The sequence below is a fragment of the Sporosarcina sp. UB5 genome, assembly GCF_050859005.1.
Taxonomy (GTDB): Bacteria; Bacillota; Bacilli; order Bacillales_A; family Planococcaceae; genus Sporosarcina.
The window spans coordinates 1,280,065-1,299,746 of sequence record NZ_CP125984.1; the positions used below are offsets into that span (position 1 = coordinate 1,280,065).

Here is a 19,682-nt window from a genome sequence, read left to right on the forward strand (position 1 = left end):
CACGCTCAAAGCCATTGCCGTTAACTTTAATTTATACAAAAAACAGAATTTGTTATATACAATGTATAACAATGGTGTTATACTTAAACTATAACAAAGAGAAAGGTTGTGACGTTTATGTCTGAGCTTGCAAACATACCTTGGAATCTTATTTTTCCAGTACTTGTACTTCAATTTATCCTAATGATTGTCGCTTTAGTTGATGTCATCCGTCATCAACGGACGAACGGGCCATTCATCATGTGGATTTTCATCATATTACTTCTCGGCATCCTTGGCCCAATCGTATATTTCATCTTCGGGAGGAAGCAAGCATGACCCGATTGCTGGAAGTAACTAATTTAACAAAGGCTTATGGGAGCGACAAAGCCGCAGATTCAATTTCATTCGATTTGGCGGAAGGAACATCGACGGCATTAATCGGACCGAACGGGGCAGGGAAGACGACGACATTGTCCATGCTTGCCGGACTGATTACACCGACAAGCGGGTCCATTTTATTCCGAGGGGAGCCGAAGCCAGACATTCGGGCTTCTATCGGATATCTTCCCCAATATCCAAAATTCTTTCCTTGGCTGACAGCACTTGAGTTCACGGAAATGGCAGCCGTGTTGAGTGGTGTCGAAAAAAAGCAAGCGTTGACGGAAGCGAAAAAGACGCTTGAGTTCGTCGGCCTCGGGGACGCCATGAAGAAAAGGACGGGAACGTTTTCCGGTGGGATGAAGCAGCGACTCGGATTGGCACAAGCAATTGTCCACGGTCCAGAGCTGCTTTTGTTAGATGAGCCAGTATCAGCGCTCGACCCAGTCGGCAGACGGCAAGTGATGAATTTATTGAAGGAACTCCAACAGAAAACGACAATTTTATACTCAACCCATATTTTGAACGACGCCGAAGAGATGACTGACCAGCTACTATTTCTTCGAAAAGGCGTTCTTGTTGAAAACGGATCACTTGAGACGATCCGGGAAAAGTACGCCAACCCTCACATTCTCATCGAGTTTGAGTCGGTCGGAGAGGCTGAAAGGTTCTCCGCTATATCCCCTTGGGCGGTCACAATGGATAAGAAGCAAGTGTCCATCAATGCTGCCGAGGAAGGGATCGGAACGCCTGAAATTTTAGCGTTGCTGCATACAGAATCTCTCCATATTCGGAAGTTGGAGTTGCAAACTGCAAGCTTAGAAGAAATCTTCATGAAGGTGGTGGAGGAATGAGCAGCCTTAACGTTTTATTGCACAAGGAATGGCGTGAAAACGTCCGCACCTTTAAACTGTTTTGGATTCCGATTGTGTTTGTCATCTTTGGAGTGATCGAGCCAATTACGAACCATTTCCTCCCTGAAATTATGAAAAGTGTCGGGAACTTACCGGAAGGGGCAGAATTTACGTGGCCGGAATTCCGGGGGGAGGACATTTTCATTTCCTTAATAGGTCAATATCAATTAATCGGTATTCTAATTATCATCCTCGCTTTCATGGGATCCATCTCGGGTGAGCGGAAAACGGGAACGGCGACACTTTTATACGTACGACCTATGTCGTTTGGTCACTATTTCATTAGTAAATGGGTTGTCGTCAATGCGATTGTATTGGCAAGTGTATGGTTAGGTTTTATGGCGGCATGGTATTACATCCGCATTTTGTTTAATCCTGTGGCGGTTGGGGAAGTCTTTGCTTTTTTAGGCATATATAGTTTGTGGCTCGTTTTTGCTGTAACTGTTGTCCTTGCATTCAGTGCATGGTTATCAACGGGCGCCACTGCGGGGCTCTCCATCTTCATTTTGCTTATTTTTCAAGTCATTGATGGAGTCGTTGGAGCGTACTGGACGGTGACGCCGTGGAAATTGAGCACATATGCATCGAGTGCATTTGGTGCACCTGTAGATCAGTCGGCTTATTGGATGAGTATTGGACTAACGGTCATCCTTATCGTTTTGCTTGTCCTATTCGGTATGTATATGGCGAAAAGGAATGCTGCTAAAACATTAGTCTGACATGGCTATCGATATATACTGACATTTCCCGGGGAATTTCGACATGCGGCGACAGTAAAATGTAACAAAAAGTAGAGGGAAGGAGTGATAATTTTCCGCCTCTACTTTTTTGTCTATTTATATTTTTCCACGCTAGATGAGCTGCTTTTCGTATCATGATGATGCTTTTCTTCAAGTACTTCCAATCGTACATCCTCCAGTGGGATTGAATCGACAAATTGCATATCTTCGTGCATGTCATAAATGCTTTGCTTGTCGGTCGGCAAATTCTCTGGATTGTCCATGAAACGGCCATCAGCATCTTTCCGATCGTCTGAAGTGAATGGTTTCTTTTTATTCAATAAAAGCACTTCCTTTCTACTTGAAGCAGATAAAGAATTATTACTTTCCTTCATCATTAACAATCGTTAATTTATACAGTACATCATCCGACTCGGAAGGAGTTCCCCGTCCGTCGGTGTTGTTGGAAATGAAGTAAAGTGACTCGCCATCTGAATAGACGTCCCGTATACGGCCATAACCTTCAATCTTTCTGATCTCCATTGTTTCCGGATTGATTACTAAAATGGCTTCGCCTCTAAGCGCTGCGACATATAGTAGACCATTGTGAAATGTCATTCCGGACGGCGCCCACGTCTCATTGGCACCGGAAGTAAGCAACGGAGAAATCATGCCTTCTCTGCTCTCATTCCCTTCAATTACCGGCCACCCATAATTCCCGCCTTCGGCAATTATATTGATTTCGTCATTTGCGGATTGCCCGTGCTCCGAAGAATATAGTTCGCCGTCTGCATTCCAGGCGAGTCCTTGTGGATTCCGATGCCCTAAGCTGACAATACTGAAAGTACCATCCTCTTGTAGCTTTACAATTTTACCGTTGAATGAGTTAGGGTTTTGCGCACTTGCAGGCGTAGCCCCGTCCCCAATTGTTGCAAAAAGAGTTCCATCAGGGGATAGTGCAAGACGGCCGCCATGATGGACAGGCCCAGATTCAATATTATCCAAGAGGATATTTTTCTCACGCCATATTTCGCCATCGCGTTGTAGCATCACAATCCGATTGACCGGTTTTCCACTACGATTGTACGTATAGTAGGCATAGGCAAGCGAGGATTCATTAAAATCTCTATGAAGGACAAATCCAAGCAACCCCGCTTCCGCTGCAGATGATAAAGGCTCTGTTAACAACACCTCTTCACGGACCATCTGTCCATCCTCATCAATCCGTACAATTGCACCGTTCCGTTCCGATATGAAAAATTGTTCACCATCCAAATCAATCGACCAAGGGGACTCCAAATTTGTTGCAATACGAGTAACGGCGGGAATGCCACCGTCCCCAATGTCCGTCGGTGAACACCCCACTAGCCCAATCAAGAATAAAAAGAATACAAACCGCTTCATATGACACCCCTTCCATAGTTACTCCATTTCAACATAATATACCTTATTTACATGCAGTTTACTCAGTTTTCTGACAAGGTACTATATTTCGGTCGTCGCCTCGAAGTTTAATCGCATTAAAAATCGGCACCCAAAAAGGATGCCGATTCTCCGGTGAGAAAGATTTTTATGAACTAGTTGATCCATTTTTTGAGGTGAATGGCTCTGCGAGCGATTCGAATTGCTTCATCAGTTTACCTCGAGCTTTTTTATTCCTCATGAGAAATGCCGCTCCGATACCTAATGCTGCTATCGCCATTTTATTCATAAAAATGTCACCTTCCTCACTTTGGATTTTGGATCATAGTTAAGATTCCCTACTTCGTCAATTCTATCCGGATTTTTTACAAAATTGGCCTGAAAGTATGTATGGTTTTTTCTCAGAAGGGAACAGCTGAGACAGTCATTTTTACTTCGGAAAATAAATTACGCTTAAGCGTAAACATTTGTTACTTCACAGCATAATATAAATTACGACACAAAGTAAGGGGTGAAACTATGGAAAGGGAAAATCTTCGGTTAAACGTTTCATTGTTGAGGAGAAAGGTGCCGAATTTGACGAGTGCAGCTAAAGCAGTTGGTCTTCGGCCGGCGACAGTTTCAAATTTATGTACAGGAAAGATTTCAGTCGGTAAATCGGAAGTGAGGACACTTGTAGCACTTGCGGATTTAGCGGAATGCAGTTTGGATGAATTGATAATCCGGGGGGAGAAGATAGATATGATTGAAACGAAGATTAAAGTACTTGATTTATTTGCACCGTTGGCTAAAGGCGGGACGATCGGTTTAGTGGCACGAAAACAAATGGGTCAACTCGTAGTCCTAAGTGAATTATTCTACCGATTAAAGGGTGAAGGCTATACGACATTCCTGCTACTGCCTGAAGGAAATCACCCTGAGTTGGAAGATATACTGGAAAATGTGGATATTACAACGAAAACAATTGACGAAACGTATGAGAAAATGGCAGCTCTCGGTCTTGAAAAGGAAATTGCGTTTGCGGCAGACAAAAGTCATGTAGTAACTGGTGGGATTTACGAGTTGCAAGAGCGTTTGCAACAGATCGGAATGGATTCCGTCACGACCTTCCTCCTGGATTTAACGGGAGAGGCGGTAGATGAGGAGCTTCCGTACGGCCCACTTGAAACGCTCTGGCAGTTCGATGCTGATTTGTCGGCAAGATACCGATATCCTGCAGTTAACCCAATTGCCTCAACTTCATCCGTACTAGAAGGTTCACATTTGGATCAGAATCATTTTTTCATTCAGCAAAGAGCACAAAAGTTATTGCGCCGTTACCGGGAATTGCGTTCACTTGTTGCTGTAGGCGGAGAAGAAAAGCTGCCAGCTTCCGAAGTACAAACTTATAAACGTGGAGAACGTTTGGAAGCGTATTTGACCCAGCCGTTTTATGTGGCAGAACCGTACACTGGGCAAAAAGGTCAATCCGTAAGTCTTCAGGACACATTAAAAGATGTGCAAGCGATCTTGGACGGCTCATTTGATTCGCAAGGCGTTGAAAGTTTAAGCTATATCGGAAAATTATAAAGAAATTTGTGAAAGTAATAGTATTCACATAACATAAGAGTAAGGCTTTCAAGGAGTGACATTGTCGCTCCTTTTTTGCGAGGGGGAAAACAGATGATACTGTTATGTCGAAAAGTGGCGGAATGGATGGACGGTTATGATCGGCCTTGGGGGATTGCAGGTGGTTGGGCGATTGATCTCTTTGTTGGGAATGAAACGCGGGATCACTCGGACATTGAGATTGCCGTCCTTCGGGAAGACCAACATAGGATGAAAAATGTTCTAGCCGGTTGGTCCTTTCAAAAAGCGGTGAAGGGGGAGCTCGTTAAGTGGGAAACGGAGACGTTGGAGCTGCCAATCCATGAGTTGCACGGCATCCATAAAAAAAGCGGAGAGCGTTTGGAAGTGTTGATGAATGAAGTGGAAGATGGCCGTTGGATTTTTAGACGGGATCCGACAATCACTTTTCCAAGCTCAAAATTATTTTTAATCTCCGATGATGGCATTCCTTACTTGCATCCAGTGGTCGCCCTTCTATACAAAGCGAAAAATTCGCGAGAGAAAGATCATGCTGATTTTCATGCTGTGAAAGACTTACTCCGATATGATGATAAAATCTGGCTATGCGAAGCGCTTGAAATACACGTTCCTAGTCATCCGTGGATTTCTCAGTTGTAAATGAATAAAAGAAAGCCGGTTGCTTAGTTTAACGGGTTCGGTTGATGGGGAGAAAACAGTAAAAAACAGTGAAAATAACATCCCCATTAGCATATGTTTCAGCATTGAATTAGCATCACAAATAACAAATAAAAACGCTCAGATTTGAAGTGCACCCCAAAAGTTAGAGTCAAAAACTAACTTTTGGGGTGTTTTCTTATGGCTAAATATAGCGATGAATTTAAGGTTATGATTGTGCGTGAGTAGTTGACTGGACTATTTAGCTACAATACGCTGATAAAAAAATATGGTATGAAGTCAACTGGACAGCTTAGAGCGTGGGTGTCAGTGTACAAGAAATATGGTGTAGAAGGATTATTGAGAAAGAAGAATAATGAAGTTTATTCTGTTCAATTCAAGCTGGATGTACTAAGCTTTATGAAAAGGACAGGAGCTTCGCGGACAGAAACGGCACTTCACTTCGGCCTGACGAATCCACCGCTAATTTCTTCATGGAAAAAGAAGTTTCTCGAAGGCGGTGCGGAAGCCCTGGACAACCCGAAAGGACGGCCAGTGATGTCTGAAAAAGCGAAGAACGTCAAGAAGAAAGATCGGAAGCCAGCCCAACAGAATGAAATGACACGTGAACAGGAGTTGGAACGGGAAAATGAACTCCTCCGCTTGGAGGTGGAATACTTAAAAAAGTTGCGAGCTTTTCGGATGGATCCGGACGGCTATCTCGAAAAGCACAAGCAGCGCTATCATTCGAACTCAAAGAAGGGTTCCAACTGAAGGATGTACTTCAGATTGTCGGCATTCCCGATTCATCTTATCACTATCATATAAAACAAATGAAAAGGGAGAATCCTAACCAGGGGTTGGAGGAAACGATTCAATCCATTTTTGATGAGCACAACGAAAGTTATGGTTATCGCAGGATTCAACTAGAATTGAAGAATCGTGGCATCGTAGTGAATCACAAAAAGGTGCAACGTATTATGCGAAAGCTAGGATTGAAAGGCAATAAGTTCACCCGCAAATCACGTCGTTATAGCTCGTATAAGGGGAACGTTGGTACAGTGGTGAAAAATCGTATTCACCGCCGGTTCAAGACGACATTCCCATGTCAAAAACTGACGACAGATATCACGGAATTCAAGTGTTCGGATGGCCTAAAACTCTATCTTAGTCCAATAATGGACATGTATAATGGAGAGATTCTCTCGTATGGCATTAGTATGCGTCCAACGCTTGACTTTGTGATGAAACCCTTGGAGGAAGCCCTTGATATCGTAAAGAACGCAAAATACCGGACGACCATCCACTCGGATCAAGGCTGGCACTACCAGCATAGAAAATGGGTTGCGACCTTAAAAGAACACAGAGTGTTCCAGAGCATGTCCCGGAAAGGAAACTGTCTGGACAACGCCCCCATGGAGAATTTTTTTGGATTACTAAAGCAGGAAATGTATTATGGCGAACCACCGCGCACGTATGAGGAACTAAAAAGAGCTATCGTGGCTTACATAAATTATTACAACAACAAACGAATCAAACAGAAACTGGCTGGCATGAGTCCGGTTCAATACCGTCTTCACACCAGCCAACTAGCTGCGTAATATAAAACTCTAACTTTTAGGGGTCACATCAATTCTGAGCGTTTTTTAATGGAATATTTTACTGACTGAAGGTGCGTATTGGTCTGTTCCTTAATCTCGATCGATTATAGTTGACGGTATCTAATTTTCCATAACTCATTGGCGATATTTTTCTGAAAAACTTTGGAGCCACTCCTTATCAATTGGTCCATTGAGAACATTGTAATGCCCAATGCCAGCAATGTGAATACGATCTTTGTCAAATAAAACCATAATAATTTTATTTTTTGTGTGAATGTTCATCCGTAATACTGCTTCTTCCGAATAGACAATCCCTTTTGGACTTTTTATTTTTTTAATTTGATATTGGCTTAAAAACATTTTTAATTCATCTATTGCTTCTCTGTTAACTATTGTCCATTCATCGTCATCATTGTGAATCTCGATAGAAATAGCTTTAACATTCGTGAAGATTTCATCCAAGCTCTTTTCTTTATACTCGTTATATTTAAAAAGTAGAAACCCTATTGCAAGTACACCGACTATTAGATAAATTACGTTTTTTTTACTCATTATTTGTCCCCCTTTAGTTAAATTTCTCTAATGAACCGCTTTTAAAAACCACCCTGAACTCTACATACAGAACCTTCCAATTAATATTAACATAAAATCCCTTATTACCTTAAGGAAAATTAATTATATTCAAACTAATTAAACCGCCTTAGGTAGACAATATCTTTCAAGTCGAACATTTTATCCGTTAACCCTAATCGTTGAGCTGGCGTTTCTTTTGTTCCGTTTGAATTATAAGCGAAACAAAAGTTGTAATAAGTTCGCAGGATGGTGATAGCCATTTGAGCATATTTAGGATTGAAGTTCGAATAGATATAACTTTTCCCATCGCCTCGTGCGGTGGTTAAGGGTCTTTCTAATATGGACAACCTTCTCCGAATTTGTTGGATGAAAGTATTTGTTGCGTTGTCATTCACATTCATAATTAAGGAAGCAACATCTCTCGGATCAAGTGATGATAAGTTCGTTGTGCAATCAACAGAGCGTAACCCCCTGTCAATCGTGGCAAGAGGGTGCAGGATGGGATTGTTTGCATATTCTAAGTGTATCCCTGACGCAGTTGTGACCCTCTTGTGGAAGTGATGGTACGTAAAGAGTTCCTGCAATTGCAGAAACGCTAATTTCCTCAGTGAATTTGTTTCGATCCCTCTCATTACTCCCCAATGGTTCAAATCGATGCTCGCTTGAACAAATTCTTCACGGGCTTCTTTTCTTGTTTTCGTCTTATCTGTCTGACACAGGAAATGATGAGCATCGGCTAATCGAATTTCCTTCGAGAATACTCGATTGATGGAAGTCATAAGGGACATCCACTAACAAATCTTCTTTGGTAGCCAAACGCTTCAACTTAGCCAATCTTCTCATCACCTACTAAATCTTCAATTCCAAGCTGTTTAACAAGCCTTCTGTTATTTCTCTTTCTTTCAATCCAATCGATAAAGTCTTCGTCTTCTAAGAGGTTGAGTAGGAACAGGTTGACCACTTCGCTTTCACTATGCTCCGTATATTCTGCGTAGCTTTTTACGATACTTCTGGCACGCTCCGAGATGAGCCAATCTACCTTTTCCGCATTGTGGTTTTTGGGTGTTATGAACTTCATCCGTATCAATCTCCTGTCTAAAATTGGTTATACAATTAGTATAGCCAATTCGCAACCGTTTTAGCATACCAATTAGCAATACCACATAAATTTATGCGGTCTTGTTAATTCGGGTGTTAATTGGGGTACTAATTTGTCCGTGTAAAGCGTTTAAATGTTGATTTAACAACAAAAAAGGGGACACCAATTCATACGCGAATTGTGTCCCCAAATGCTGTGTGTTTTACTGTTTTCTCCCCGTCAACCGAACCCGTTATGCTTAGTTTGCAATCGGCTTTTTGCTGAAAAAGTAGACCATGCGTCCAAAGCGCGAGGTTCCGCGCCCAAAGCGGTAGGTTCCGCGCCAAAACAATGGATTCCCTGTCCATTAGTATGCACTTCCCTTTGAAAGCCATCCTAATCTTCGACCGAAACCCATTTCCTCGACCAATCTTCAATCTCTTTCATAATCGGCGTCAAAGACTTCCCTTTCTCCGTTAATGAATACTCGATGCGTACCGGCGTTTCTGGGTATACTTCACGGACGACGAAGCCGCGCTGTTCCAAGTCCTTCAACCGTTCCGTCAATGTTTTTCCGCTCACGCCCAATTTATCGGTCATTGTGCAGAAGCGCTGCGGACCTGACATGAGTTGATATAAAATTAACGCAGTCCATCGTTGGCTTAAGATGGAAACCGCCATTTCGAAGCGTGGACAGAGTTCGAATTCATTCATATTCCAAAATCCTTTCACGTAAAATCATTGTTTGTTGACAAATCATATTATAACATATAAAGTTAGTTACATAAAGTAAGTAACTTACCAGGAGGGAATAAAACATGAACTTTCATCAACCACCACATATATACACAGGGGAAGTCCTTTTAAAAGTGACTGACCTGGACAAATTGACAAGCTTCTATACGGAAATTATCGGGTTTCGGGTGTTAGAGAAGGCTGAAAATCGAGTCACTCTAACAGCGGATGGCAAAAATCCGTTGCTCGTATTAGAACAACCGGAACATATTCTTCCGAAAGAGCCGAGACGTACAGGGCTTTATCATTTCGCGCTTTTATTGCCGACGCGAGCAGATCTCGGAAAAGCAATTAAACATTTTTCAAACAACCAAATACCTCTAGGTGCATCAGATCACCTCGTGAGCGAAGCACTGTACTTATCTGATCCTGACGGAAACGGCATTGAAATCTACCGAGATCGGGAACCAGAATCTTGGAAATGGCAAAACGATTTCGTCGCGATGAGCTCGGACGCGCTTGACGCAAGGGCGATTGTTGAAGAAAGCGGAAATGATGAATGGAACGGACTCCCTACAGGAACAATTATGGGGCATGTTCATCTCCACGTCGCAAACCTTCCAGAGACGCAAACTTTCTATGAAGCGTTAGGGTTCAGAGTCGTCACTACTTATCCGCAAGCATTGTTCATGTCGACAGGAAATTATCATCATCACCTCGGCCTGAATACGTGGAACGGTGCAGGCGCGCCACGTCCGTCCGAAGAAAGTGCCGGACTTCAAGCGTATACACTGGTTTATCCTGACGAAGCAACATTGGCAACTGCAATCGAGAAAATTGAAGAGCTAGGTGCGACTGTGGAATCAAATGCAGGATATTCTGTTACAAAAGATCCTGCTGGGAACGGAATCATTTTACGTATTCACAAATAAAAACAAAAGTAATCAATTATAATGAAACTTCTTTCGACACTGCCCGTAATAAACCGTATACTTTAATTAACACTATTGTATATGGTAAAGGAAGTGGGAAATTGACAAAGAAGCTTTGGTTCCAAGTTGGTATAGGAATCCTGTTATCAATATTAATCATTAAATATTTCATGGAAATCAGCTTTATTTTCGCTCCGGTTGTCATCATTATTAAAGCAATCATTTTGCCTCTTTTACTCGGCGGCGTGCTTTATTACATGACGGAACCGATCCAGCGGTTTTTAGAAAACCGGAAATTTCCACGGTGGGCAAGTATTTTGACGATCCTCGCAGGACTCGCGGTCGTGCTATGGATCTTCGTCTCAATCATTGGTCCACCAATTACAAAACAGGTGAATAACCTTGTCGAAGACGCTCCAACTTTGGTGAAGGAATTTAATGTAGTGAAGGATAAGTTATTAGAACAGAAAAAAGACTTGCCGGAGCAGTTACAGAATTCTATAGACAGTGCTGCAAATTCGGCCCAGTCAATTGCAGTGAAGTTTGGAAAATGGGTCGTCCAATTTTTACAATCTTTCTTCCAAGCGATGTTTCTGCTCATATTAGTACCTTTCTTCTTCATTTTCATGCTGAAGGACCACGAGAAATTCGCTCCGATCATTTATAACCTATTCAGCGGTGAACGCCGTGAATGGATTAAAAAAACATTAAGTGACATCGACAATGTATTGCGCTCGTACATCCAAGGTCAGTTTTTAATCAGCGCCATACTTGCTTCACTCATATTAATTGGTTACTTGCTAATAGGGCTGAAATATTCGCTACTCTTGGCGATCTTCGCGCTATTTATGAACTTAGTGCCATTCATTGGTCCATGGATTGCCATTACACCGGCACTTATCATCGCCTATATACAAGATCCTAAACTTGTTATCTTCGTCGCGATCGTCACGCTTGTCGCCCAGCAAATCGACAGCAATCTCATCACGCCGAACGTCATGGGCAAATCGCTCGACATCCACCCGCTCACCGTCATTACAATCATCTTGGCGGCGGGGAACCTCGCCGGCTTCGTCGGCATCATCGTCGGCGTGCCAGTATACGCAGTCGGAAAAGTCATTGTACGGAATATTTATGACCAACGGCGAAAGATTAAGCACGCAGCGACGAAGAACGTGTAAGGGTTAAAAAATCAATCGGGACGTAATAGATATCAGAACAGCAAGGCGACCATATACGTTATGGTCGCTTTTTTATGATGTTGTGTAAGTTTGAAAGATTTAAAATGATATAATAAAAGAAAAAAGCTGGAGACTGGACGTGGGATCATGCAACATGACGGCTATACGTTGAGAAATCTTCAATTTTGGAAAATCGTGCTCGGCTTGGGGTTCGCTTCGGTTTTCATTTTTGCATCGATGTATGCAATGCAGCCGCTTCTTCCTTTATTCACAATAGAATTCGGGATATCGGTTTCGTATGCAAGTATGGCTATGTCAATGACGACGATTGGGCTTATTATCGGGCTTATCGTTCTCGGTTTCTTTTCCGATCGGAACGGACGGAATGTTTACATCTACATTTCGTTAATCGGCTCTGTCATTCCGTTTCTTCTTATTGCAAATACGGATTCATTCCTTTTCATCGTCATTCTTCGTTTCGTGCAAGGGTTTTCGCTCGCTGGTGTACCGGCTGCGGCGCTCGCTTACATTAGCGAGGAAATACATATTCGATTCATGAGTGTCGCGACAGCTCTTTACATATCTTTTAATGGTCTTGGGGGTATGATTGGTCGCTTCATGACGGGGTTTATTGCCGAACAGGCTTCGTGGCAAATGTCTTTATATATTCTTTCTATTTTTGGAACGACGCTATTCATCATCCTACTGTTGACGTTGCCGAAATCAAGGAATTTCGTGCCGACTGATACGACCTTTGCAAAAGATATCGAAGGGATTGTCTTTCATCTAAAAAACCCTTCCTTACTTATCGTCTTTGGATTAGGCATCGTCCTTCAATTATCATTTACTGGTGTATGGACATATTTACCGTTCCACTTAATTGCGCGGCCGTATTCACTATCGCTTGAAACCATTTCTTACTTATATTTGGCGTATGGATTCGGGGTCGTCGGGGCTCCTTTAGCAGGGTTGCTTGCAGGGAAGTTCGGTCTCCGGAATACGAGGTTTGTAGGAGTTATGTTAATCGTGTTAGGAATTGGTATGACAGCTATTTCATCTCTAACAATTATTATTATCGGCCTATGTATTCTCTGTTTAGGGTTTTTCACGGCCCATTCTTTGACGGCAGCATCCGTCAGTAAGGAAGCTTCCCACCATAAAGGTAGTGCTGCGAGCCTTTACCTCGTTTCCTATTACATCGGCGTAGCGATGGGAAGTACATTGCTGAGCCCGCTGTACGAAACGTTCGGTTGGGAAGGGCTCATTGCACTTACGGCGATTTTGCCGGTTGTATATGTAGGGATGATTCGTTTTCGTCGAGCGAAGAAGGCGTTGCAATTAAAAACAGGGCAGCCGTAAAAATGCGGCTTGCCCTGTTTCAGTTCATTCATTTAAACGTTTCTGGAATAGTTGTCAAATCGATTCCCCATAGCATAGGCAGCAAGAAGTAAATGGCTGCTGTCACAAGGAAAATTCCAATGATATTGAGTACGAATCCAGCTTTCGCCATGTCCGGAATACGTAAATAGCCGGAACCGAATACGACGGCGTTAGGCGGTGTTGCAACCGGCAACATGAATGCACAAGATGCAGCCACACCAGCAGCGATCATGAGTGCATACGGGTGGAAGCCTAATGCGACCGCAAGTGAAGCCATGATTGGGTACATCATAGAAGCGGTTGCCGTGTTGGACGTAATTTCCGTCAAGAAAATGACGAGTGTCGCGACGATAAGAATGACGACAAGTACATGTACGCCGCTCAATCCCGACAATTGTGATCCAATCCAAACAGACAATTCTGAGCTGACAAATCCGGCAGCGATTGCAAGTCCGCCTCCGAATAGCAACAGAATGCCCCACGGTAATTTGACAGCCGTGTTCCAATCGAGTAGATGGTCGCCTTTTTTGTTGACCGATGGGATGATGAATAAAATAATGGCAAACAACATGGCAATTACGCCATCACTTAACCCATTAATAAATTTGGATAGAAGGAACGTGCGAGTAATCCAAGAAAAAGCAGCCAATACAAAAATCGCGAAAACAATTTTCTCTTCTGTTGAAGCTCTTCCTAATTCCTTCTTTTCTCTATCAATAATGCCGCGTCCACCTGGTAACGTTTTGATTTTGGACGGGTACGCGAATTTCACGAGATAAATCCAAGTGATCAAAATGAAGCTCCAAGCAAGCGGTACACCGAACATCATCCATTTTGCAAAGGAAAGCTCGATGCCATACATTGTGTTAATTGCACCTGCAAGCAACGTATTCGGCGGTGTTCCAATTAACGTCGCGATTCCGCCTAAAGAAGCTGAATAAGCAATTCCGAGCATAAGCGCTTTACCGAATCCGAAATTCTCTTTCGACGTATCTACCGAAGGGTCATCCTTTAGTGCATCTGAAATTTGGTAGATGATTGCTAGTCCGATCGGAACCATCATCATAGCTGTCGCCGTATTTGAAATCCACATTGACAAGAAGCCAGTTGCAACCATGAAACCTAAAACGATACGGTCCATATTCGTACCGATTGCGGAAATGATTGTCAACGCAATCCGGCGATGCAAATTCCATTTTTCCATGGCGAGCGCAATCATGAAGCCCCCCATGAATAAAAAGACTGTTTCATCCCCATAAGCTGAAGCAGTCGTTTTCACTGCCATGCCGCCCGATAACGGAAACAGCACTAACGGCAATAGGGAAGTGACCGGAATCGGAATTGCTTCCGTAATCCACCACGTTGCAATCCACAACGTACTTGCCAAAATGGCAACACCTTCCGGAGAAAGACCTTCAGGCTTGAAAAACAATAGCGTAAGAAAGAATAATAGCGGTCCTAACACCAACCCGATTAGCTGTGCAGGCGAATAACTCCGCGGATCCCGGCCGCCTCCAGCATTTCCAACACCAATTTGCTGTCCGCCACCGCCTCCTGAAGCCATCTCAGCCGAGTTTGGACTAAAAAAGAACCGAAACAACCCCTTCACCTGATCGTGCATGTCCCACAATCGGTTCCATGTCGACGAAAACATTGTCGAATTCCCCCTTTGTTTAATTGTTGAAATCTTTGGTGCATTGGCATAATAACGAGTATACTATTAACTACTATGGGGGACAAGACCAAAAATGCTAGATTTGTCGAATGCTGTAGATATATAGATAAGTTGGTAGATGGATGGGGAGTTTAGCTTGCTATAGAGATTAATATGTCTAAGTTACTGAATGAAATTAGTATACACGACATCAACTTGTGGAATTTTTATACTTTTCATTGTGCATGTAGAATAGGTAATATGGTACATTGAATATATGGAAAAGTAAATAAATTGAAGGGGGTTAGTATGATGTCCAAAGTATTAGGGCTTGATATTGGCGTATCTTCTGTAGGATGGGGAATTTTGGACTCGGACAGTGGTGAAATTATTGATGCAGGAGTGCGCATATTTGAAGAAGCTACACGAAATGCGAATGAAGAAAGAAGGGGTTTTAGAAGCTCAAGAAGATTGAAAAGAAGAAGGACGCACAGACTTGAAAGGGCGAAGGAACTTTTAAAGGAAGCAGGCTTGCCCTTGAATGGGATTGGTGTAATAAATCCATATGAGGCAAGAAGAGATGCCATCTATGGGGAAGTATCAAAGGAAGAGCTGACAGCAGCTATTTATCATTTAGTAAAACGCCGTGGGGTTGTACTTGATGCACCAGACCAAGAAGACAAAAATGCAAGCGAACTATCAACAAAAGAACAGTTAATAAGAAACAAAAAATTATTAGATACAAAATACATTTGTGAAATTCAGTTGGAGAGGCTGAGTAATCCACACGAAAAAATGAGGAATCATGAAAATCGATTCAGGACAGCCGACTACTTAACTGAAGCAAGGGCGATTTTATCTAAACAGAAAGAGTTTCATATTGAGTTGACGGACAAGCTAATTGACGAGATATTACTTTTAATAGAGACGAGAAGGGAATACTTTGAAGGACCAGGGTCCAAAAAATCTCCCACCCCGTATGGCCAATATTATTTAGATAACCGTGGAAGACTTATCGAGACATCGATGATTAATAAGATGCGTGGGAAGTGTACGTATTTTCCGGAAGAACTAAGAATCCCTAAAATGTCATATACGGCTGATCTTTTTAATTTATTGAATGGAGATTTAAATAAACTTCAAATTGATGGAGAATATTTAACCTTTGAAGATAAAAAGTTCATCGTTGAAAATTTTGTTAATCAAGGTAAGAACATTACTCTACCACAAATATTAAAGTATAAGGGCGTTAGTACGGACGCTGTCGTTACTGGATATCGAATAGATATGAAGACTGATAGACCGATCTTTACAGATTTTAAGGGATACAAAGTTATATTGAAAATAGTAAAGGAAAAAAACTTGCCTACTAGCCTATTAAGTAATATAGAGGTATTGGATGAAATCGTAAATGTTTTAACAGCCGAAAAATCATATACTAGGCGTGCAGAGCAAATGGAAAATTTGTTAGTGATGTATGAACCTGATACAAGAGCCAAGATTATTGATGCTTTCAAGGAAACAACGGATTTTGTCGGCTATCATGCACTTTCTAGGAAAGCAATGAAGCTTATATTAAATGAATTATGGATGACAAATAAGAATCAAATGGAATTATTCAGTGAGTTGAAATTGGAAGAGAAGCGTTTGTCAAAGTTAACTGGAAGTAAAAACATTCAGTTTGATGATGATGCCATTTTAAGCACGGTTGCCAAAAGAGCCCACCGTGAAGCGATAAAGATTGTGAATGAGGCACGGAAAAAATATGGAGAATTTGCAACGATTGTTGTGGAGACAGCGAGAGAAAAGAATAGTGAAGAAAAAAGAAAGCAATATGTTGATTTTCAGCGAGAAGTAGGGAAGTTTGAAAAAAGAATGGCAGAGCTCCTCGGTGTAAAATCAATAGCGGAATTAAAGTTATCAAGTAAGCAACACTTGGCGATGAAGTTATGGGATTCGCAGGATGGGAAATGCTTGTACTCAGGCAAAGGGATTGTCCTCAATGATATTGTGGGAGATCCTACACTGTTTGAAATTGATCATATACTCCCAATTTCGTTGTCCTTTGATGACGGTCAGGCGAATAAAGTACTTTGCTATCGATCCGAAAATCAGAAGAAGGGACAACGGACCCCTTTTCAATATTTCTCGAGCGGAGAATCAAATCGATCGTTCGATCAATTCAAAGTTGATGTGTTGAATTTGCATAAGGGACGTAAAATATCAAGTAAAAAGAAGGATTATCTATTAGAACAAAGGGATCTTCAAAACAATGAAGAGTTGCAAAAGCAATTTATTAATCGGAATTTAGTAGATACTCAATATGCGATGAGAAGTTTCTCTATGACTTTGCGAACATTTTTCAACGTTAATGAAATTGAGACTACTGTATTGTCGATTCGAGGATCATTTACAGCGGCATTGCGCAGAAGGGCACGTATGAACAAAGACCGCGATGAAAGTCATGCTCACCATGCTATTGATGCGCTGATCGTTGCCGCAATCGGCAAATTGCCTGTGTTCGAGTTTTTCCGCGAGTTTAATATGGACGAGCAAGGCATCGTGTTTAATAGGGAGACGGGAGAAATTCAAGATGAAAAAGAGTTCTTTAACCATCAGACATTAATGTTTTTCCGCGGGATTATTAATTATGAACCTTATATTAAGTATTCGCATAAGGTTGATCGTAAAGGGAATCGAACCATGTCGAACCAAACGATCTATGGGACTAGGGTGAAGGATGGAGAGAAATATTACTTGGGGAAGTCAGGTAATATTTATCAGTTAGATAAAAGAGCCGTTGCCCCTCTTCTTAAGCGACTTGAAAAAAGCCCGGATAGTTTTTTAATTGCAGAACATAACCCAGAATTGTTCTCGTTAATTCAAAAAATCATTAAAGAATATCCTACAGCGGACAACCCTTTTAAAGCTTATTATGATGAGAATGGATATATTTTGAAGGATGGAAAAGTCCCGGTGAAAGTTCTGCGATATCGAGAACGTAAGCTAGGTGTTCATATGAATATCACAGATAAGTATCCAGAAGCCAAAAATGACGTGGTATTGCTAAGCATTAAAGGTGTGCGAGTCGATTTGTATAGAAATAAGGAAGGCAAGTATAAATATATTGGGGTTCCGTATCATTGGTTTAGGCAAGTTGGAAATCGTCTACTTTTAGACACGGAGATGTACGAAAGTGAAATGCAGCAAAGCTATAAAAAAATTGACGACTCGTATGAATTTCAGCTGAGCTTGTACCAAAATGACATTTTTTCGTTTGAAAAGGATGGACAATTTTATGAACGTATTTTCCGAGGAGATGGCATGCCAAGGGATAATAAGATTGAGGTTGATTTTGTTGAAAAAAGGAAGCAAGAACGAAAAGATGGGTTTCTTACACCATCCACTATTTCAAATGTAATAAAGTATAATGTTGATGTCTTAGGCAATCGACATAAAATACTAAAAGAAAACTTTAATATGTATTTACAAATGTAAAAATGTTTGGTATATTAAAGGTGCGATGAATGCATTCATCGTCCTATACCAAAAGCTGGGAGAACCTATCGAAACAAGGGTTTATCCCGAACTCAGCCCCACTTTATGTGGGGCTTTTCTAATTCTATGAATAAACTCTATCTTTTTAGTCAAAGATTAGAAAGAAGGAGGAGATTCTATGAGCTGGCGAATAATCTATATAGCGGAAGCCGAAGAAATGAAATTGTACTTGGATAATTTGAAAGTCATAAAGGATCAGCAAGAGATATTAATCCCTTTATCGGATATTCATACAATTGTTGTAGATAATGTCCGAACGGTTGTTTCAGGTAGGTTGATGAATAAGTTAACAGAATACCACATCTTGTTAATATTCTGTGATGAGTTGCACAATCCCAACTTGTTCTGCTTAGGTTTGTACAGTCATTACCGTGTATACGGTGTTTTAAGAAAACAACTTGAATGGGAAGACACGCTTCGCGAGGAGATGTGGGCTCGTATTCTCCAAATAAAAATTGATAATCAAAATTCGGTCTTAAAATATTTAAAGAAAGACCCGGAAGTCATTTCAAGAATGAATGCGCTTTCAAGAGGTGTTACATTTAACGACTTAACAAATCGAGAAGGAGTAGCAGCAAGTATTTATTTTAAAGAGTTGTTTGGTAATAATTTCACTAGAACTCGAAATGCAATTGATACGTATAATGCAGCGCTAAACTATGGTTATATTGTCTTACGCTCCTGTTTTGCTAGAACGATAGTATCGTACGGGTTGCATCCGGCGTACGGAATTGGCCACCGCAATCAGTTTAATGCATTTAATCTTGTAGATGACTGTATGGAGGTTTTTCGACCAGTTATTGACCTTTGGGTAGTGTTGGCTGTAGAAGAAGAGGATTTTTTGTCTAGGGAGACAAAGCAAAATTTAATAGGTCGTTTAAACGCGAAGATTCGTATCGGGGGACAGAATCAGACCGTATTAAACGCAATTGACCTTTACGTTCAATCATTTATAAAATCGATGAACGAAAAGGATTTATCAAAGCTTGTTTATCCGGAAAATGGCATCGCCATATAGAATTATGAGGCTACTATTGTTCTTTGATCTCCCGATGGTTACAAAGACTGAACGAAGAGTTTATACCAAGTTTAGAAAATATCTTATAAACAATGGATTCTCGATGGTTCAATTTTCGGTATATGCAAAAATATTTCCAAATAGAACAGCGTTATTTCAATATATCGAAGGACTGAAGCGAAACCTTCCTAATCAAGGTTCTATTCGTATAATGGCTGTAACTGAAAAACAATATGAGAAAATGCAAATTTTGGTTGGCGGTAAAACAATCCAAGAGGAAGTCATCACTCAAGAAACGTTGGTGATTCTATGATCTTATGGAATGTGAAAGCAG

21 protein-coding genes are annotated in these 19,682 nt (G+C 41.4%); 13 read left to right on the top strand and 8 right to left on the bottom strand.

The genetic code is table 11. The features are described 5' to 3' along the window. The first annotated feature begins 117 nt into the window (after positions 1–117). Genes QM454_RS06730 through QM454_RS06740 form a run of 3 tightly spaced genes read left to right on the top strand, consistent with a single transcriptional unit; the run spans position 118 to position 1,993 of the window. Complete coding sequence (locus tag QM454_RS06730) at positions 118–318, top strand: PLDc N-terminal domain-containing protein (RefSeq protein ID WP_432363147.1); 201 nt, start codon at positions 118–120, stop codon at positions 316–318. Next, the gene (locus QM454_RS06735) at positions 315–1,214 is read left to right on the top strand and encodes an ABC transporter ATP-binding protein (RefSeq protein WP_432363149.1); all 900 of its coding nucleotides are present in this window, start codon (positions 315–317) and stop codon (positions 1,212–1,214) included. The genes QM454_RS06730 and QM454_RS06735 overlap by 4 nt, the downstream gene beginning before the upstream one ends. Beyond that, the gene (locus QM454_RS06740; protein ID WP_432363151.1) at positions 1,211–1,993 is read left to right on the top strand and encodes an ABC transporter permease subunit; all 783 of its coding nucleotides are present in this window, start codon (positions 1,211–1,213) and stop codon (positions 1,991–1,993) included. Before QM454_RS06735 ends, QM454_RS06740 begins: the two co-directional genes overlap by 4 nt. Before the next feature lie 113 nt (positions 1,994–2,106). Here QM454_RS06740 and QM454_RS06745 read toward each other — a convergent pair whose 3' ends face one another. The 3 genes from QM454_RS06745 to QM454_RS06755 form a co-directional block, all read right to left on the bottom strand. Then, positions 2,107–2,334: a hypothetical protein gene (locus QM454_RS06745; protein WP_432363152.1), complete on the bottom strand. Its 228-nt coding sequence runs from the start codon at positions 2,332–2,334 to the stop codon at positions 2,107–2,109. A gap of 40 nt (positions 2,335–2,374) precedes the next feature. After that, positions 2,375–3,397 (bottom strand): PQQ-dependent sugar dehydrogenase, encoded by a 1,023-nt coding sequence (locus tag QM454_RS06750; protein WP_432363154.1) that lies wholly within the window; start codon positions 3,395–3,397, stop codon positions 2,375–2,377. A gap of 166 nt (positions 3,398–3,563) precedes the next feature. After that, complete coding sequence (locus QM454_RS06755) at positions 3,564–3,704, bottom strand: hypothetical protein (RefSeq protein ID WP_432363155.1); 141 nt, start codon at positions 3,702–3,704, stop codon at positions 3,564–3,566. Positions 3,705–3,934: 230 nt separating this feature from the next. Here QM454_RS06755 and QM454_RS06760 point away from each other — a divergent pair, with 230 nt between their 5' ends. The 4 genes from QM454_RS06760 to QM454_RS06775 all read left to right on the top strand — a co-directional run bounded on the left by QM454_RS06760 (position 3,935) and on the right by QM454_RS06775 (position 7,239). Continuing rightward, positions 3,935–4,984, top strand: coding sequence for a hypothetical protein (locus QM454_RS06760; RefSeq protein WP_432363157.1), 1,050 nt, complete (start codon positions 3,935–3,937; stop codon positions 4,982–4,984). A 93-nt stretch (positions 4,985–5,077) separates the two neighbouring features. After that, a complete protein-coding gene (locus QM454_RS06765; protein WP_432363159.1) occupies positions 5,078–5,641 on the top strand; it encodes a nucleotidyltransferase domain-containing protein in 564 nt (187 codons plus the stop codon). 327 nt (positions 5,642–5,968) lie between these two features. Further along, the gene (locus QM454_RS06770) at positions 5,969–6,412 is read left to right on the top strand and encodes a helix-turn-helix domain-containing protein (protein WP_432363161.1); all 444 of its coding nucleotides are present in this window, start codon (positions 5,969–5,971) and stop codon (positions 6,410–6,412) included. Further along, on the top strand, positions 6,313–7,239 hold the full coding sequence (locus QM454_RS06775; protein ID WP_432363890.1) for an IS3 family transposase: 927 nt from the start codon (positions 6,313–6,315) through the stop codon (positions 7,237–7,239). The genes QM454_RS06770 and QM454_RS06775 overlap by 100 nt, the downstream gene beginning before the upstream one ends. Before the next feature lie 135 nt (positions 7,240–7,374). Here the strand turns inward: QM454_RS06775 and QM454_RS06780 are convergent, their stop codons facing one another. The 4 genes from QM454_RS06780 to QM454_RS06795 all read right to left on the bottom strand — a co-directional run bounded on the left by QM454_RS06780 (position 7,375) and on the right by QM454_RS06795 (position 9,604). Further along, positions 7,375–7,791 carry a hypothetical protein gene (locus QM454_RS06780; RefSeq protein ID WP_432363163.1) on the bottom strand — a complete coding sequence of 139 codons (417 nt, stop codon included), beginning with the start codon at positions 7,789–7,791 and terminating at the stop codon, positions 7,375–7,377. 134 nt (positions 7,792–7,925) lie between these two features. After that, entirely contained in the window at positions 7,926–8,591 is a 666-nt protein-coding gene (locus QM454_RS06785; protein ID WP_432363165.1) for a hypothetical protein, read from the bottom strand. Positions 8,592–8,638: 47 nt separating this feature from the next. Next, entirely contained in the window at positions 8,639–8,890 is a 252-nt protein-coding gene (locus QM454_RS06790) for a hypothetical protein (RefSeq protein WP_432363167.1), read from the bottom strand. Positions 8,891–9,286: 396 nt separating this feature from the next. Further along, complete coding sequence (locus tag QM454_RS06795; protein WP_432363169.1) at positions 9,287–9,604, bottom strand: winged helix-turn-helix transcriptional regulator; 318 nt, start codon at positions 9,602–9,604, stop codon at positions 9,287–9,289. A 104-nt stretch (positions 9,605–9,708) separates the two neighbouring features. Between QM454_RS06795 and QM454_RS06800 the strand changes: the two genes are divergently transcribed. The 3 genes from QM454_RS06800 to QM454_RS06810 all read left to right on the top strand — a co-directional run bounded on the left by QM454_RS06800 (position 9,709) and on the right by QM454_RS06810 (position 13,097). After that, positions 9,709–10,557 carry a VOC family protein gene (locus QM454_RS06800; RefSeq protein ID WP_432363171.1) on the top strand — a complete coding sequence of 283 codons (849 nt, stop codon included), beginning with the start codon at positions 9,709–9,711 and terminating at the stop codon, positions 10,555–10,557. Between the two features lie 101 nt (positions 10,558–10,658). Beyond that, entirely contained in the window at positions 10,659–11,738 is a 1,080-nt protein-coding gene (locus QM454_RS06805) for an AI-2E family transporter (RefSeq protein ID WP_432363173.1), read from the top strand. 147 nt (positions 11,739–11,885) lie between these two features. Next, positions 11,886–13,097, top strand: coding sequence for an MFS transporter (locus tag QM454_RS06810; protein ID WP_432363174.1), 1,212 nt, complete (start codon positions 11,886–11,888; stop codon positions 13,095–13,097). Between the two features lie 28 nt (positions 13,098–13,125). On the opposite strand, the gene QM454_RS06815 is transcribed toward QM454_RS06810, so the two are convergent. Then, complete coding sequence (locus QM454_RS06815; protein WP_432363176.1) at positions 13,126–14,772, bottom strand: SLC13 family permease; 1,647 nt, start codon at positions 14,770–14,772, stop codon at positions 13,126–13,128. A 312-nt stretch (positions 14,773–15,084) separates the two neighbouring features. Between QM454_RS06815 and cas9 the strand changes: the two genes are divergently transcribed. From cas9 to cas2, 3 genes are all read left to right on the top strand, one after another. Beyond that, positions 15,085–18,270 (top strand): type II CRISPR RNA-guided endonuclease Cas9, encoded by a 3,186-nt coding sequence (gene cas9, locus QM454_RS06820; protein ID WP_432363178.1) that lies wholly within the window; start codon positions 15,085–15,087, stop codon positions 18,268–18,270. Between the two features lie 178 nt (positions 18,271–18,448). Further along, entirely contained in the window at positions 18,449–19,348 is a 900-nt protein-coding gene (cas1, locus tag QM454_RS06825) for a type II CRISPR-associated endonuclease Cas1 (RefSeq protein WP_432363180.1), read from the top strand. A 16-nt stretch (positions 19,349–19,364) separates the two neighbouring features. Continuing rightward, positions 19,365–19,661, top strand: a complete 297-nt coding sequence (gene cas2, locus QM454_RS06830) for a CRISPR-associated endonuclease Cas2 (RefSeq protein ID WP_432363182.1) — start codon at positions 19,365–19,367, stop codon at positions 19,659–19,661. Positions 19,662–19,682: the final 21 nt, after the last annotated feature.

What these genes read in the sequence shown, in the direction of transcription:
- QM454_RS06780 (WP_432363163.1), bottom strand. Translation starts at nt 7,791, where the DNA reads ATGAGTAAAAAAAACGTAATTTATCTAATAGTCGGTGTACTTGCAATA.
- QM454_RS06800 (WP_432363171.1), top strand. Translation starts at nt 9,709, where the DNA reads ATGAACTTTCATCAACCACCACATATATACACAGGGGAAGTCCTTTTA.
- QM454_RS06810 (WP_432363174.1), top strand. Translation starts at nt 11,886, where the DNA reads ATGCAACATGACGGCTATACGTTGAGAAATCTTCAATTTTGGAAAATC.
- cas9 (WP_432363178.1), top strand. Translation starts at nt 15,085, where the DNA reads ATGTCCAAAGTATTAGGGCTTGATATTGGCGTATCTTCTGTAGGATGG.
- QM454_RS06765 (WP_432363159.1), top strand. Translation starts at nt 5,078, where the DNA reads ATGATACTGTTATGTCGAAAAGTGGCGGAATGGATGGACGGTTATGAT.
- QM454_RS06795 (WP_432363169.1), bottom strand. Translation starts at nt 9,604, where the DNA reads ATGAATGAATTCGAACTCTGTCCACGCTTCGAAATGGCGGTTTCCATC.
- QM454_RS06735 (WP_432363149.1), top strand. Translation starts at nt 315, where the DNA reads ATGACCCGATTGCTGGAAGTAACTAATTTAACAAAGGCTTATGGGAGC.
- QM454_RS06755 (WP_432363155.1), bottom strand. Translation starts at nt 3,704, where the DNA reads ATGAATAAAATGGCGATAGCAGCATTAGGTATCGGAGCGGCATTTCTC.
- QM454_RS06730 (WP_432363147.1), top strand. Translation starts at nt 118, where the DNA reads ATGTCTGAGCTTGCAAACATACCTTGGAATCTTATTTTTCCAGTACTT.
- cas1 (WP_432363180.1), top strand. Translation starts at nt 18,449, where the DNA reads ATGAGCTGGCGAATAATCTATATAGCGGAAGCCGAAGAAATGAAATTG.
- QM454_RS06760 (WP_432363157.1), top strand. Translation starts at nt 3,935, where the DNA reads ATGGAAAGGGAAAATCTTCGGTTAAACGTTTCATTGTTGAGGAGAAAG.
- QM454_RS06740 (WP_432363151.1), top strand. Translation starts at nt 1,211, where the DNA reads ATGAGCAGCCTTAACGTTTTATTGCACAAGGAATGGCGTGAAAACGTC.
- QM454_RS06785 (WP_432363165.1), bottom strand. Translation starts at nt 8,591, where the DNA reads ATGACTTCCATCAATCGAGTATTCTCGAAGGAAATTCGATTAGCCGAT.
- QM454_RS06815 (WP_432363176.1), bottom strand. Translation starts at nt 14,772, where the DNA reads ATGTTTTCGTCGACATGGAACCGATTGTGGGACATGCACGATCAGGTG.
- QM454_RS06750 (WP_432363154.1), bottom strand. Translation starts at nt 3,397, where the DNA reads ATGAAGCGGTTTGTATTCTTTTTATTCTTGATTGGGCTAGTGGGGTGT.
- QM454_RS06790 (WP_432363167.1), bottom strand. Translation starts at nt 8,890, where the DNA reads ATGAAGTTCATAACACCCAAAAACCACAATGCGGAAAAGGTAGATTGG.